Origin of the sequence: Skermanella rosea (assembly GCF_016806835.2) — a bacterium.
GTDB classification, from domain to species: Bacteria; Pseudomonadota; Alphaproteobacteria; order Azospirillales; family Azospirillaceae; genus Skermanella; species Skermanella rosea.
The window spans coordinates 406,080-418,898 of record NZ_CP086111.1 but is presented as its reverse complement, the minus strand read 5'-3'; the positions used below and the strand labels follow the sequence as shown (position 1 = coordinate 418,898).

Here is a 12,819-nt window from a genome sequence, read left to right as displayed (position 1 = left end):
TCTGGGGGATACGGGTCATGCGACTGCTGATCGTCGGCACGCTGGAAGGCTACATCACCGCGGCGGGCAGGATCGCCCACGAGCGGGGCGCCAAGGTCGCCTACACGGACGGCATCGACAAGGCCATGAACGCGTTGCGCGGCGGCCAGGGCGCCGATCTGGTGATGATAGACGTCAAGTTCGACATAGCGCGCCTGATCGACGCGCTGAAGCTGGAACGCATCACGGTTCCGGTCATCGCCTGCGGCATCGGCACCGACGCCCAGGCGGCGGTGCGGGCCATCCGGGCCGGCGCCCAGGAATACATCCCGCTGCCGCCCGACGCGGAGCTGATCGCCGCCGTGCTGGAGGCGGTGGTCCAGGAAAGCCACGCGATCGTCAGCCGCGATCCCGCCATGGGATCGGTGCTGCGCATGGCCGACCAGATCGCGCCCAGCGACGCCTCGGTCCTGATCACCGGCGAGAACGGCACCGGCAAGGAGCTGATGGCCCGCTACATCCACCGCAAGAGCCGGCGGGCCGACAAGGTCTTCGTCGCGGTCAACTGCGCCGCGATCCCCGAGAACCTGCTGGAAAGCGAGCTGTTCGGCCACGAGAAGGGAGCCTTCACCGGGGCGCTCGCGCGCCGCGTCGGCAAGTTCGAGGAGGCCAACGGGGGCACCCTGCTGCTCGACGAGATCAGCGAGATGGACATCCGCCTGCAGGCCAAGCTGCTGCGCGCGATCCAGGAACGGGAGATCGACCGGGTCGGCGGCAGCCATCCCGTCAAGGTGGACATCCGGGTGCTGGCGACATCGAACCGCCGCCTGGAGGAGGAGGCCCGCGCCGGCCGCTTCCGGGAGGACCTTTACTTCCGCCTGAACGTGGTCAACCTGCGCCTGCCGCCGCTGCGCGACCGCCCGGCCGACATCGTCGCCCTGGCGGCCCATTTCGCGAAGAAATACGCGGAGCAGAACGGCATGCCGGAGAAGCAGCCGACCCCCGCGGCGCTCGACGTGCTGAAGTCGCACCATTGGCGCGGCAACGTGCGCGAGTTGGAGAACACCATGCACCGGGCGGTGCTGCTGTCCCGCGGCAAGGACATCGACACCGACGCGATCCTGCTGACGGATCCCGCTCCCGCCCCGGCCGCGCCCCCCGTTCCGTCCCAGGCCCCGGCCCCCGAGGCGCCGCCGGCCGCCCTGGCGGCGGCCCGCGCGGCGGCCGGCTATGCCGCCTATGGCGGCGGCCGGATCATGGCGCCGCCCCCGGCCAGCCCGCCGCCGGCCGCGTCCACGCTCCCCGGCAGCCTGACCGGGCTGGTCGGCCGGACCGTCGCCGACGTCGAGCGCGACCTGATCATCGACACGCTTCACCACTGCCTGGGCAACCGGACCCATGCGGCGACGATCCTCGGCATCTCGATCCGCACGCTGCGCAACAAGCTGAAGCAGTACAGCGAGGAGGGCGTCGCCGTCCCGCCGCCGGGCGACATGGAAAGGGCGAGCCTGTGAGGCATCGGCATAGGGCGACGCCATGACGGACCAGACCACCGGCGGCGGCTTCAACGCGGGCGACCTGTTCCAGACCGCCAAGTCCATGATCCTGCGCGGCGACATCGCGCTCGCGGTCGGCCTGGTCCTGATCCTGGTGGTCATGATCCTGCCGATGCCGTCGTTCCTGCTCGACATCTTTCTGGCCCTGTCCATGACGATGTCGGTGCTGATCCTGATGACCGTGCTGTTCATCCAGAAGCCGCTGGAGATCAGCTCGTTCCCGACCATCCTGCTGATCACGACGCTGCTCCGCCTGGCGCTGAACCTCGCCTCGACCCGCCTGATCCTGACCCACGGCCACGAGGGGCCGGACGCCGCCGGCGCCGTGATCGAGGCCTTCGCCGGCTTCGTCATGGGCGGCAACTTCGTGATCGGCGTGATCGTCTTCGCGATCCTGACCATCGTCAACTTCGTCGTCATCACCAAGGGTTCGGGCCGCATCGCCGAGGTGGCGGCCCGCTTCACCCTGGACGCGATGCCCGGCAAGCAGATGGCGATCGACGCGGACCTGTCCGCCGGCATGATCGACGAGCCGGAGGCCCGCAAGCGCCGCAAGGAGTTGGAGGACGAGAGCGCGTTCTTCGGCTCGATGGACGGCGCGTCCAAGTTCGTGCGCGGCGACGCCACCGCCGGCCTGATGATCACCTTCATCAACGTGGTCGCCGGCATGATCATCGGCATCGCCCAGAACGACATGCCGTTCCTGGAGGCCGCCGACACCTATACCCGGCTGACCATCGGCGACGGCCTGGTGTCGCAGATCCCGGCATTGATCATCTCGGTCGCGGCCGGCCTTCTGGTGTCCAAGGCGGGCGTCTCGGGATCGGCCGACAAGGCGCTGTTCGGCCAGCTCAGCAGCTATCCCACGGCGCTCGGGCTGTCCTCCGCCATGCTGTTCATGCTCGGCATGCTGCCGGGCATGCCCTTCATTCCCTTCATGGCGCTGGCCGGTGCCACCGGCGCCGCGGCCTGGTACCTGCCGAGGATGCGGGAGAAGAAGTCCAAGGAACTGGCCGAGGAGGCCATGGAGCAGGTCGCCCCGGCCCCGGTCGCCGACGAGCCGATCTCGACCGCGCTGTCCATCGACTCGGTCCGGCTGGAGCTGGGCTACGCCCTGCTGACGCTGATCAACACGGCGAACGAGGGTTTCCGCCTGACCGACCAGATCAAGGGCCTGCGCCGCCAGCTCGCGGCGGAGGTCGGGTTCGTGCTGCCGTCCGTCCGGATCCAGGACAATCTGCAATTGCCGCCGAACACCTATGTGGTGCGGATCAAGGAGATCGAGTCGGGGCGCGGCGACATCCGGCCGAACATGCTGCTGGTGATGGACCCGCGCGGCGAGGCGATCTCGCTGCCCGGCGAGCCGACGGTCGAGCCGACCTTCGGCCTGCCCGCGATGTGGATCGAGCAGAACTACCGCGAGGAGGCCCTGTTCAAGGGCCTGACCGTGGTCGACGCCTGCACGGTCATCACCACGCACCTGACCGAGGTGATCAAGGACAACATGCCCGACCTGCTGTCCTATGCCGAGACGCAGAAGCTGCTGGACGAGATCGGGCGCGAGAGCCAGAAGCTGGTGGCGGACGTCATCCCGGCGCAGATCACCATGGGCGGGCTGCAGCGCGTGCTCCAGAACCTGCTGGGCGAGCGGGTGTCGATCCGCGACCTCGCCACGATCCTGGAAGGCGTCTCGGAGGCGTGCGGCTTCACCCGCAACATCACCGCCATCACCGAGCACGTCCGGACCCGGCTGGCCCGCCAGATATCGGAGTCGAACAGCAACGAGGCCGGCTTCATCCCGCTGATCACCCTGTCGCCGGAATGGGAGCAGGCCTTCGCCGAATCGATCGTCGGCGACGGCGACGATCGGCAACTTTCAATGGCGCCGTCGCGCCTTCAGCAATTCATCACCAATGTGCGGCAGACTTTCGAACGTCACGCCATGATGGGCGAGACGCCGGTGCTGCTCACCAGCCCCGGCGTCCGGCCCTATGTGCGGTCGATCATCGAACGGTTCCGGCCGGCGACCACGGTCATGTCGCAGAACGAGATCCACCCCAAGGCCAAGATCCGGACCCTTGGGCAGATCTGATGGCGGGAATGAAGGAAAGCCAAGGCCGGCACGAACCAGCCGGGATTGAAAGGTGACGTAGGTGCGGCTGAAGAGCTTTCATGCTCCGACCATGGTTGAAGCGATGCGGCTCGTCCGCGACGCGTTGGGCGACGATGCCATCATCGTCGCGACGCGCGAGGAGGAGGGCGGCGTCCGCCTGACCGCCGCGATCGACGATGCGGAACAGCCGCTGCTGCCGCCGCCCTCCAGCCACGAGCCGGAACCGGAGCCCCCCGCCTATGGCCAGGGCGGCCGGTCCTGGCGGCGCGAGCCGGAAATCGACATCGTCGACCTGATCTCCGACACGCTGACCCGCCACGGAACCCCCGCCGGCATCTGCGACCGCCTGCTCAACACCATCGCGACCTACGACACCGGCGATCCGGTGGAAGCGCTGAGCGGCGCCCTGGACAGCATCTTCACCTTCCAGCCGCTGCCCCACGGCCGCGCGCCCCGCCCCTTCATGCTGATCGGGCCGCCGGGAGCCGGCAAGACGCTGACCGTCGCCAAGCTCGCCGCCCGTGCCACCCTGGGCGGCCGCAAGGTCGGGGTCATCACCACCGACACGGTGCGGGCCGGCGGCGTCGACCAGCTCGCCGCCTTCACCAAGCTGCTGAAGCTGAAGCTGCTGGCGGTCGAGGACACCGACTCCCTGGCCGACGCGCTCGGCGTCCAGCGCGGGGTCGAGCAGGTGCTGATCGACAGCGCCGGCCGGAACCCGTTCGACCCGGACGACATGAACGACCTTGGCGACCTGCTGAACGCCGCCGACCTGGAACCCGTGCTGGTGCTGCCGGCCGGGTGCGACGCGGCAGAAGCTGCCGAGGTAGGATCTGCCTTCCGCGAGCTGGGGGCGCGCCGCCTGCTGCTCACCCGGCTCGACATGACCCGGCGGCTGGGCAGCCTGCTCGCCATCGCGTACGAGGCGCGCCTGAGCTTTTCCGACATCAGCGCCACCCCGCAGGTCGCCGAGGGGCTGAGCGCGCTCGATGCCGAGTCTCTGGCACGCCTCTTGCTCCCCTCCAGCGTGCAGCACACGACACGATCCGCCAAGCAAACGGGAACTTTCTCATGACCGAAGCATCCTCGGTTTTCCCCGCCAACATCACCCCGCTGCGTGGCCACAACGTCGTCGCCGTGGCGAGCGGAAAGGGCGGCGTCGGCAAGACCTGGTTCTCCATCACCTTGACCCACGCGCTGACCAAGCTGGGCCGGCGCGCCCTGCTGTTCGACGGCGACCTGGGGCTGGCGAACGTGGATATCCAGCTCGGGCTGATGCCCAAGCGCGACCTGGGATCGGTGGTCGAGCGCCGCATGTCGCTCCAGACCGCGGCCGAGCGGTTCGAGGACGGCGGGTTCGACATCATCGCGGGGCGGTCCGGTTCCGGCAACCTGGCCAACCTGACGGTCCAGCGGCTGAACGAGCTGCGCGCCGACCTGCTGGAGGTGGCGAGGAACTACGACGCCGTGGTGATCGACCTGGGCGCCGGCGTGGACCGCACCGTCCGCCAGCTGTCCGGCCCCGCCGGGATCACCCTGGTGGTGACGACCGACGAGCCGACCTCGCTGACCGACGCCTATGCCTTCATCAAGGTCACCCACGCCGCCAACCCGAACGCCGACCTGCGGGTGGTCGTCAACATGGCGAGCAGCATGCGCGAGGGCGAGCGGACCTATGTGACGATCCTGAAGGCCTGCCAGAACTTCCTGAAGTTCTCGCCGCCGCTGGCCGGCATCATCCGCCGCGACCAGAAGGTCCGGGACGCGATCCGCAACCAGGTGCCGCTGCTGATGCGCTCGCCCAGCTCCGACGCGGCCTCCGACGTGCGCAACCTGGCGGCGAAGCTGTTCGCCGGGCCATGACCGGAACGGTGCCGCCCGCGGTCGCCGCGGCCCCTGCGGGCGCGGCCGGCACCGGAGCCGGAGCGGCGGCGTCCGTGGCGGCTCCGCCGCCCCAGCCGGCCGGCGAGGCGACGCTGGAGAAGCTCCCGGAAAAACTGAAGAACCTGATACGGACCATCGTGCTGTCCGGGACGGTGGTCGAACAGACGGCCGACGGCGGCGTCAAGGTGCGAACCCAGGCGGGCGACGTGAGCCTGAAGACCCCCGCCCCGCTGCCGCCGGACCGCCCGGTCTCGCTCCAGATCCCGCCGGGCAACCCGCCCCTGAAGGCGCTGGTCTTCATGCTCGGTCCGCCGGCCGCCCAGGCGCCGCCCCCGCCGCCGGCCCAAGTGCCGCAGCAGGTTCCCCCGCAGAATGCCGCGCCGGCACCGCCCGCAGCACCTCCCCAGGCGACGAAGGCACCCCCGCCGCCCGCCGCGGCGGCCGTCAACCAGCACCCCATGGCGACTGCCGCCGCCCCGGCGCCGGCGCCCGCACCGCAGGTCGGGGTGGGAACGGTGATCCCGGCGACGGTCGTCTCCTCCAGCCCTCCTCCGCTTCCGCCTCCCGTACCGGCAGCGGCGCCGGCCAAGCCCGCCGCTCCTCCCCCGCCGGCACGGACGGCGGCCCCGCCCCCTCTCCCGACGCAGGTCGTCCCGACGCAGACTGTTCCGATGTCCCCTGCCCCGGCGCCCTCTGTCCCGGCATCCCCTGCCCCGACGACTGCGCCGGCCCAGGGCACCTCCGCCCCGGTGCAGGGCACTCCCGCCCCGGCCATGCCGGGTGCGCCGCAGGCACCCGCTAGGGCGGGGCAAGCCGCGGCGCAAACGTTATCCAATCCGCCGAATCCGCCATCCGCCGGACCGGCACCGGGTCCGGCCCAGCAGGCGCCCGCCCTCGAAAGACCCGCCCAACAGGGTCCGGCGCCTCAGGCTTCCCCCCGGCCTGCCCTGACCATGCCCCCGCCGGCTCCGTCGGGTTCGCCGCCGGCGGGGCCGGCGACATCCCCGGCCTTCCCGCAGGCCCCGCCGCAGACTCCGGAAGGGATCCGCCAGCCGGCGCAGCCCCTGCCGATGCCCCTCCTGAAATCCGGCACGCCGGTGGAGATCCGGGTCATCGCGCTGCCGCCGCAGCCCCAACCGGCCTCGACGGCCGCCACGCCGGCTCCGGTCCAGCCGCCACCTCCGCAGGGCGGTGCCGCGACCCTGCCGGCGACCGTGGCGGGCACGACCAATACGGGGCAACCGATCCTGACCACCGACCTCGGCGTCCTGGTGCTGAACACGCGCGTCCCGCTGCCGCCGGGGACGCAGGTCGCCGTCAGTCTGCCCGCCCCTCCGCCCGCCGCCGACCAGCCGTTCGACGCCCTGCGGGGGCGGGACTGGCCGGCGCTCCAGGACGCGCTCGACGTCCTTGCCAGGACCGATCCCGCGGGCGCCCGCGCCCTCGCCAACGCGATCCTGCCCCAGGTCAACCCGCGGCTTGCCGCGACGCTGCTGGCCTTCGCGGGCCACGTGAAGAAGGGCGATGCCCGGAGCTGGCTGGGCGAGCCGGCCGCCCAGGCCCTGGAATCGCTCGGGCGCCGCGAACTGGTCGAGAAGCTCGGGGAGGACTTCAAGCAGCTCGCGCAGCAGGCGTCGGAGCCCCTCCCCGGAGACTGGCGCGCCTATTCGATCCCGTTCTCCGACGGCACGGAGCTCAGCCGGATCAACCTCTATGTCAGGCCCCCGGATGCCGAGGAGGTGGACGAGGACGGCGAGAACGCGGCCGGGAACTCCGCCCGGGCCAACCGGTTCCTGATCGACCTGACGCTCAGCCGGCTGGGCGAGCTGCAATTGGACGGGCTGGTGCGCCCCCGGCGCTTCGACCTGATCCTTCGCACCCACCTGCCCCTGCCGCCGGAGATGCGCCGGGAGATCGGCCGGATCTTCCACGACTCGGTGGAAGCGCTCGGGATGACGGGGGGCGTGTCATTCCAGGCGGGCACCCAGGGATGGGTCGAGGTCCAGCCCGGCCGCGCCGGAAGCGTCGGCTTCAGCGCCTAGCGCCGGCGCATGTAGCCGCTCAGCGCGACCTCGTCCAGGGCGGCGTCCTCGCGCTGCTTGCGCTTGGCTTGGTCGCGCTTGTCGCGGCCCTCCTGCGCCAGTTCGTAGCGCTTCAGCTCCTGGAAGGCTTCCGCCATCTCCTCGGTCGCTTCGGCGATCTGCGCCTGGACCTGGGCGATGGACTGCGCCAGGCGCTTGCGCCGCTCGATCGACAGCTTGGCGAAGTTGCCATAGCCGAACCCCGCCTCCGGCGAGGTGCGGGCGATCTCCTGCTCCGCCGCGATCTCGGCTTCCAGCCGCCCGGCGTCGTCGGCCAGCTTGTCGGCCAGGGCCTGGAGTTCGGCCAGGGCCCGGCGCTTCTCGTCGAGGCGCCACTTGTGAAGGCGGATCAGTGTGTGCAGGCCGCTGCTCATGGCCAGGGTTCACCCAGGATCTCGGCAAGCTGCGCGTACCCCGTCGCCATGTCGGTGCGCTCGCGCTTGCCCTGTTTCAGGAAGGTCTCGATGGCCGGATTGTACTCGATCGCCTCGTCCACCAGCGGGTCGCTGCCCCGGCGATAGGCGCCGAGCCGGATCATCTCCGCCATGTCGTTGTAGGCCGACAGCAGCCGCCGGGCCCGGCCGACCAGCGCGTTCTCCCGGTCGGTATTGCAGCCGGGCATGGTGCGCGAGACGCTGCGCAGGATGTTGATCGCGGGATAGCGGCCGCGCTCGCCGATTGCCCGCTCCATCACGATATGGCCGTCCAGGATGCCGCGCACGGCGTCGGCGATCGGCTCGTTATGGTCGTCGCCGTCCACCAGCACGGTGAACAGGCCGGTGATGTTGCCCTCCCCCACGCCGGGGCCGGCCCGCTCCAGCAGGCGCGGCAGCTCGGCGAAGGTGGTCGGCGGATAACCCTTGGTGGTCGGCGGCTCGCCGGCGGACAGCCCGATCTCGCGCTGCGCCATGGCGAACCGCGTGACGCTGTCCATCATGCACATCACGTTCTTGCCCCGGTCGCGGAAATACTCCGCGATCGACATGGTCATGTAGGCCGATTGCCGCCGCATCAGCGGCGCCTCGTCCGAGGTCGCGACGACGACGACGCTGCGCGCCATGCCGTCCTCGCCGAGGTCCTCGGTGATGAATTCCTGCACCTCGCGGCCGCGCTCGCCGATCAGGCCGATCACGTTGACGTCGACCGACATGTAGCGCGCCAGCATCGACATCAGCACCGACTTGCCGACGCCGGAGCCGGCGAAGATGCCCATGCGCTGGCCGCGGCAGCAGGACAGGAAGGTGTTCATGGCGCGGACGCCGAGGTCGATCTTCTCGCCGACGCGGCGGCGGGAATGGGCGGGGGGCGGGTTGTTGCGGATCGGGATGCCGACCTTGCCGTTGAGCAGCGGACCCTTGCCGTCGATCGGCTCGCCCAGCGCGTTGACCACGCGGCCCAGCCAGCTCTCGTCGGGGAACACTTCCGGCCCGCCTTCGGTGACTTCCGCCTTGCAGCCGAGGCCGACGCCGTCCAGGCCGCCCAGCGGCATCAGGAGGGCCCGTCCCTGCCGGAACCCGACCACCTCGCAGGGAACCCGCCGTCCGGCGCGCGCCACGATCGTGCAGCGGCCGCCGATCGACAGAAGCCGCTCCACGCCGCCCACTTCCACAAGTAAGCCCAGCACGGCCGTGACGCGCCCAAAGTAGCGATACTCTGGTATGCGTTCAATTTCGTTAATAAAGTGGCTTTGCTGGAGGCGCACGATGTGAGATATCTATACGTGTATTAACCGTGTTGGCGGATGATTCGTCGGCAAATGCAGCGAAAGCGAAGATATGCAGGAATGATTAACTTTCTGTAAACTTTGCTAACGGTAGCATTAAGCTGAATCGTCTGTTAACATGTGTATCATCTGGTTCGGCAGGGTTGTGTTCCTGCCCATCAACGTCGGGATGTCGCCATGAGGGTTCTGCTGGTCGAAGACGACTCCTCGGTCGCCAAGAGTATTGAATTGATGCTGCATTCCGAGGGCTTCATCGTCGATTCCACCGATCTCGGTGAGGATGGGCTGGAGATCGGAAAGCTGTATGACTACGATATCATCATCCTGGACCTGATGCTGCCGGACATCGACGGCTACGAGGTCCTGCGCCGTCTGCGGTCCGCCCGGGTGACCACGCCGATCCTGATCCTGTCCGGCCTGTCGGAGCTGGACCACAAGATCAAGGGATTGGGCGTCGGCGCCGACGACTACCTGACCAAGCCCTTCGACAAGCGCGAGCTGATCGCCCGCATCCAGGCCATCGTCCGCCGCAGCAAGGGCCATTCCGACAGCGTGATCCGGACCGGCCGCCTGACGGTCAACCTGGATACCCGCACCGTCGAGGTGGACGGCCAGCCGCTGCACCTGACCGGCAAGGAATACGGCATCCTGGAACTGCTGAGCCTGCGCAAGGGGACCACGCTGACCAAGGAGATGTTCCTGAACCATCTCTACGGCGGCATGGACGAGCCGGAGCTGAAGATCATCGACGTCTTCGTCTGCAAGCTGCGCAAGAAGCTCGCCCAGTCGACCAACGGCGACAACTATATCGAGACGGTGTGGGGCCGCGGCTACGTGCTGCGCGATCCCCAGGAAGAGGCGGTTTCCCAGAAGGCCCAGGCGGCGGGGTGACGAACCCCGCCGCACCGGCGTTTCGAATCATGGGATCCTGGCCGCAGACGAACGGCGATGGAATCAGATACCGGCCGGGAATCTGATTCCATCGCCGTTTTCGCGTGGTCCGGTCCGCGTCACCCCGCCACGGCCCGCGCGGCCGGGGCGCCGGCGGGCTGGTTCATCACGTAGAGGCCGCGCTGGTTGTCCATCGGCTTGAACCGATCGGTGATGCCCAGGACCGTCTCGGCGCCGCCCAGATAGAGCACGCCGTCGGCCGGCATCAGCTTGGCGATGCTGTCCAGCACCTTGCCCTTGGTCGGCTGGTCGAAATAGATCAGCACGTTGCGGCAGAACACGACATCGAACTGGCCGAGCGGGGTCAGGTCGGTCAGCAGGTTGTACTCCCGGAAGGAGACCATCTGCCGGATCTTGTCGTTGAGCTGCCACTTGTCGCCGATTTGCTTGAAGTACTTGACCAGATGGGTGATCGGCAGGCCGCGCTGGACCTCGAACTGGGTGTAGATGCCGGCCTTGGCCTTCTCGACCATCTCCGACGAGAGGTCGGTGCCGACGATCTCGAAGCGCCACCCGTCGAGCCTGGCCCCCTCATCCAGCAGCAGCATGGCCAGCGAGTAGGCCTCCTGCCCGCTGGAGCAGGCGGCCGACCAGATCCGGATCGAGCGGCGTGCCCCGCGGCTGGCCAGCATCATCGGCAAGACCACGTTGCGGAACTGGTCGAACGGCTTCTGGTCCCGGTAGAAGGACGACTCGTTGGTCGTCATCGCCTCCGTGATGTCGCGCAGCAGCGCTTCCTCGCGCCGGGTGCGGATGGCTACGGCCAGCTCGTCGAGGCCCTTCATGTTCCACTTGCGCGCGACCGGCATAAGCCGCGACTCGAGCAGGTAGGCCTTGTCGCGGGACAGGACGAGGCCCGAGCGCTGCTTCAGCAGGGTGCTGAACATGTCGAAGTCTTCGACCTTCATGCTGCGGTCCTCAAAACAATCTTGCGGATGTAGGGTCCGATTTCACGGAGTGGCAGGACGGCGCTGCACAGGCCTGCCGTGGATACTGCGCCCGGCATGCCCCAGACCACGCTGGACGGCTCGTCCTGGGCGATCACGATGCCTCCGGCCGCCACCAGCTCGGCGCAGCCGCGCATGCCGTCCTGGCCCATTCCGGTCAGGATGATGGCGAAGGCGCGGCGCCCGTAGATCTTGGCGATGGTGCGCATCATCGGGTCCACCGCCGGGCGGCAGAAGTTCTCCGGCGGGTCCTTGTTGACCGACAGCACCGTCCCGCCCCCCCGGGTCGCCAGGGTCATGTGGAAATCGCCCGGCGCCAGGTATATGCGGCCGCCGACCAGCGGTTCGCCGTCCTTGGCCTCCGCGCACGCGATGCCGCACTGGCGGGTGATGTGCTCGGCCAGGATCGTGGTGAAGGTGGCCGGCATGTGCTGCGTGATCAGGATCGGCTGGCGGATGCCGCCCTTCAGGTGGGACAGCACCTCGAACAGGGCCTGCGGCCCGCCGGTCGAGCTGCCGATCGCGATGATGTCCGGCGGCGTGACGACCGCCGGCATCGGGCGGAGCACCACGGCGGCGGGGTCCATCGAGCGCGGACGCGGCAGCGGCGCCAGCGGAGCCGCCACCCGCTCGTTGCGCAGGCTCGGCCGGTTGCGCGACCCGGCGCGCCGGGCCGAGGCGGCCAGCGCCTTGACCTTGCTGACCAGTTCCCGCTTGAAGCTGTCCGCCGCCCCCAGTTCGCGGGTCGAGGACGGCTTGGTGACGTAGTCGGCCGCCCCGGACTGGAGCGCCTTCATGCTGACCTCCGCTCCCCGCAGGGTCAGCGTGGAGGCCATGATGATCTTCACCGCCGGATCGATCGCGACCAGCTTGGGGATCGCGGTCAGCCCGTCCATCACGGGCATCTCGATGTCGAGGACGATCACGTCGATGCTCTGGCGGGTCAGGGCGTTGATCGCCATCTGGCCGTCGCCGACCGAAGCCACGACCCGCAGCTCGGGGTCGCCCTCCAATGCGCGGGACAGCAGGCCGCGGATCACGGCGCTGTCGTCGACCACCATCACCCGGTGGGGGTCGTCCGCGACCGCTGCGGCACCAGCGGGTTTGCCCGGAATATCGCTCATGCTCCTCCGGGCCTCAGATCAGGCCGACCTGGGCGAACTTGGTCTGGATGATGTCGCTGTCGAAGGGCTTCATGATGTACTCGTTGGCACCGGCGCTCAGCGCCTCCTGGATGTGGGCCAGGTCGTTCTCGGTCGTGCAGAACACCACCTTCGGGGCGTCGCCGCCCGACATCTTGCGCAGCCGCCGCAGGAACTCGATGCCGGTCATGACCGGCATGTTCCAGTCCAGCAGGATCGCGTTCGGCATCTCCCTGGCGCAGGCTTCCATCGCCTGGCGCCCGTCCTCGGCCTCCGAGCAGGTGAAATGCAGTTCCTCCAGGATCTTCCGGGCCACCTTGCGGACAACGCGGCTGTCATCGACGACAAGACAGGATTTCATTAGGGAGACCTCGGCTAGGGCGCTTGTTTCCGGGGCGTGGGGCGGGACCGGGCGGATCGGCGATCCGCCCGGTCCCTGCCGC

At 69.1% G+C, this 12,819-nt stretch carries 11 protein-coding genes; 6 read left to right on the top strand and 5 right to left on the bottom strand.

Features of this window, described 5'->3' with window-relative positions; genetic code table 11:
- Nucleotides 1-17: 17 nt before the first annotated feature.
- From JL101_RS01965 to JL101_RS01945, 5 genes are all read left to right on the top strand, one after another.
- Nucleotides 18-1,493: a sigma-54-dependent transcriptional regulator gene (locus tag JL101_RS01965; protein ID WP_203096848.1), complete on the top strand. Its 1,476-nt coding sequence runs from the start codon at nucleotides 18-20 to the stop codon at nucleotides 1,491-1,493.
- Between the two features lie 22 nt (nucleotides 1,494-1,515).
- On the top strand, nucleotides 1,516-3,627 hold the full coding sequence (flhA, locus tag JL101_RS01960) for a flagellar biosynthesis protein FlhA (protein ID WP_203096847.1): 2,112 nt from the start codon (nucleotides 1,516-1,518) through the stop codon (nucleotides 3,625-3,627).
- Nucleotides 3,628-3,718: 91 nt separating this feature from the next.
- Nucleotides 3,719-4,723, top strand: a complete 1,005-nt coding sequence (locus JL101_RS01955) for a flagellar biosynthesis protein FlhF (RefSeq protein ID WP_211111120.1) — start codon at nucleotides 3,719-3,721, stop codon at nucleotides 4,721-4,723.
- Nucleotides 4,720-5,511, top strand: a complete 792-nt coding sequence (locus tag JL101_RS01950) for a MinD/ParA family protein (protein WP_203096845.1) — start codon at nucleotides 4,720-4,722, stop codon at nucleotides 5,509-5,511. Before JL101_RS01955 ends, JL101_RS01950 begins: the two co-directional genes overlap by 4 nt.
- Nucleotides 5,508-7,574 (top strand): hypothetical protein, encoded by a 2,067-nt coding sequence (locus JL101_RS01945; RefSeq protein WP_203096844.1) that lies wholly within the window; start codon nucleotides 5,508-5,510, stop codon nucleotides 7,572-7,574. The genes JL101_RS01950 and JL101_RS01945 overlap by 4 nt, the downstream gene beginning before the upstream one ends.
- On the opposite strand, the gene JL101_RS01940 is transcribed toward JL101_RS01945, so the two are convergent.
- Complete coding sequence (locus JL101_RS01940) at nucleotides 7,571-7,987, bottom strand: flagellar FliJ family protein (protein ID WP_203096843.1); 417 nt, start codon at nucleotides 7,985-7,987, stop codon at nucleotides 7,571-7,573. The two genes, JL101_RS01945 and JL101_RS01940, sit on opposite strands and share 4 nt — an antisense overlap.
- The gene (fliI, locus tag JL101_RS01935; protein WP_203096842.1) at nucleotides 7,984-9,315 is read right to left on the bottom strand and encodes a flagellar protein export ATPase FliI; all 1,332 of its coding nucleotides are present in this window, start codon (nucleotides 9,313-9,315) and stop codon (nucleotides 7,984-7,986) included. The genes JL101_RS01940 and fliI overlap by 4 nt, the downstream gene beginning before the upstream one ends.
- Nucleotides 9,316-9,513: 198 nt before the next feature.
- Between fliI and ctrA the strand changes: the two genes are divergently transcribed.
- Nucleotides 9,514-10,227, top strand: coding sequence for a response regulator transcription factor CtrA (gene ctrA / locus JL101_RS01930; protein ID WP_201074362.1), 714 nt, complete (start codon nucleotides 9,514-9,516; stop codon nucleotides 10,225-10,227).
- Nucleotides 10,228-10,346: 119 nt separating this feature from the next.
- On the opposite strand, the gene JL101_RS01925 is transcribed toward ctrA, so the two are convergent.
- From JL101_RS01925 to JL101_RS01915, 3 genes are read right to left on the bottom strand one after another with little or no spacing between them, the layout of a single operon-like run.
- Nucleotides 10,347-11,195, bottom strand: a complete 849-nt coding sequence (locus JL101_RS01925) for a CheR family methyltransferase (RefSeq protein ID WP_203096841.1) — start codon at nucleotides 11,193-11,195, stop codon at nucleotides 10,347-10,349.
- Entirely contained in the window at nucleotides 11,192-12,358 is a 1,167-nt protein-coding gene (locus JL101_RS01920) for a protein-glutamate methylesterase/protein-glutamine glutaminase (RefSeq protein ID WP_228435246.1), read from the bottom strand. Before JL101_RS01920 ends, JL101_RS01925 begins: the two co-directional genes overlap by 4 nt.
- A gap of 13 nt (nucleotides 12,359-12,371) precedes the next feature.
- Complete coding sequence (locus tag JL101_RS01915; RefSeq protein ID WP_158047184.1) at nucleotides 12,372-12,737, bottom strand: response regulator; 366 nt, start codon at nucleotides 12,735-12,737, stop codon at nucleotides 12,372-12,374.
- Nucleotides 12,738-12,819: the final 82 nt, after the last annotated feature.

Coding starts and splice junctions, on each gene's coding strand:
- JL101_RS01925 (WP_203096841.1), bottom strand. CDS start 11,195: ATGAAGGTCGAAGACTTCGACATGTTCAGCACCCTGCTGAAGCAGCGC.
- JL101_RS01945 (WP_203096844.1), top strand. CDS start 5,508: ATGACCGGAACGGTGCCGCCCGCGGTCGCCGCGGCCCCTGCGGGCGCG.
- JL101_RS01915 (WP_158047184.1), bottom strand. CDS start 12,737: ATGAAATCCTGTCTTGTCGTCGATGACAGCCGCGTTGTCCGCAAGGTG.
- JL101_RS01940 (WP_203096843.1), bottom strand. CDS start 7,987: ATGAGCAGCGGCCTGCACACACTGATCCGCCTTCACAAGTGGCGCCTC.
- JL101_RS01950 (WP_203096845.1), top strand. CDS start 4,720: ATGACCGAAGCATCCTCGGTTTTCCCCGCCAACATCACCCCGCTGCGT.
- JL101_RS01920 (WP_228435246.1), bottom strand. CDS start 12,358: ATGAGCGATATTCCGGGCAAACCCGCTGGTGCCGCAGCGGTCGCGGAC.
- JL101_RS01955 (WP_211111120.1), top strand. CDS start 3,719: ATGGTTGAAGCGATGCGGCTCGTCCGCGACGCGTTGGGCGACGATGCC.
- flhA (WP_203096847.1), top strand. CDS start 1,516: ATGACGGACCAGACCACCGGCGGCGGCTTCAACGCGGGCGACCTGTTC.
- JL101_RS01965 (WP_203096848.1), top strand. CDS start 18: ATGCGACTGCTGATCGTCGGCACGCTGGAAGGCTACATCACCGCGGCG.
- ctrA (WP_201074362.1), top strand. CDS start 9,514: ATGAGGGTTCTGCTGGTCGAAGACGACTCCTCGGTCGCCAAGAGTATT.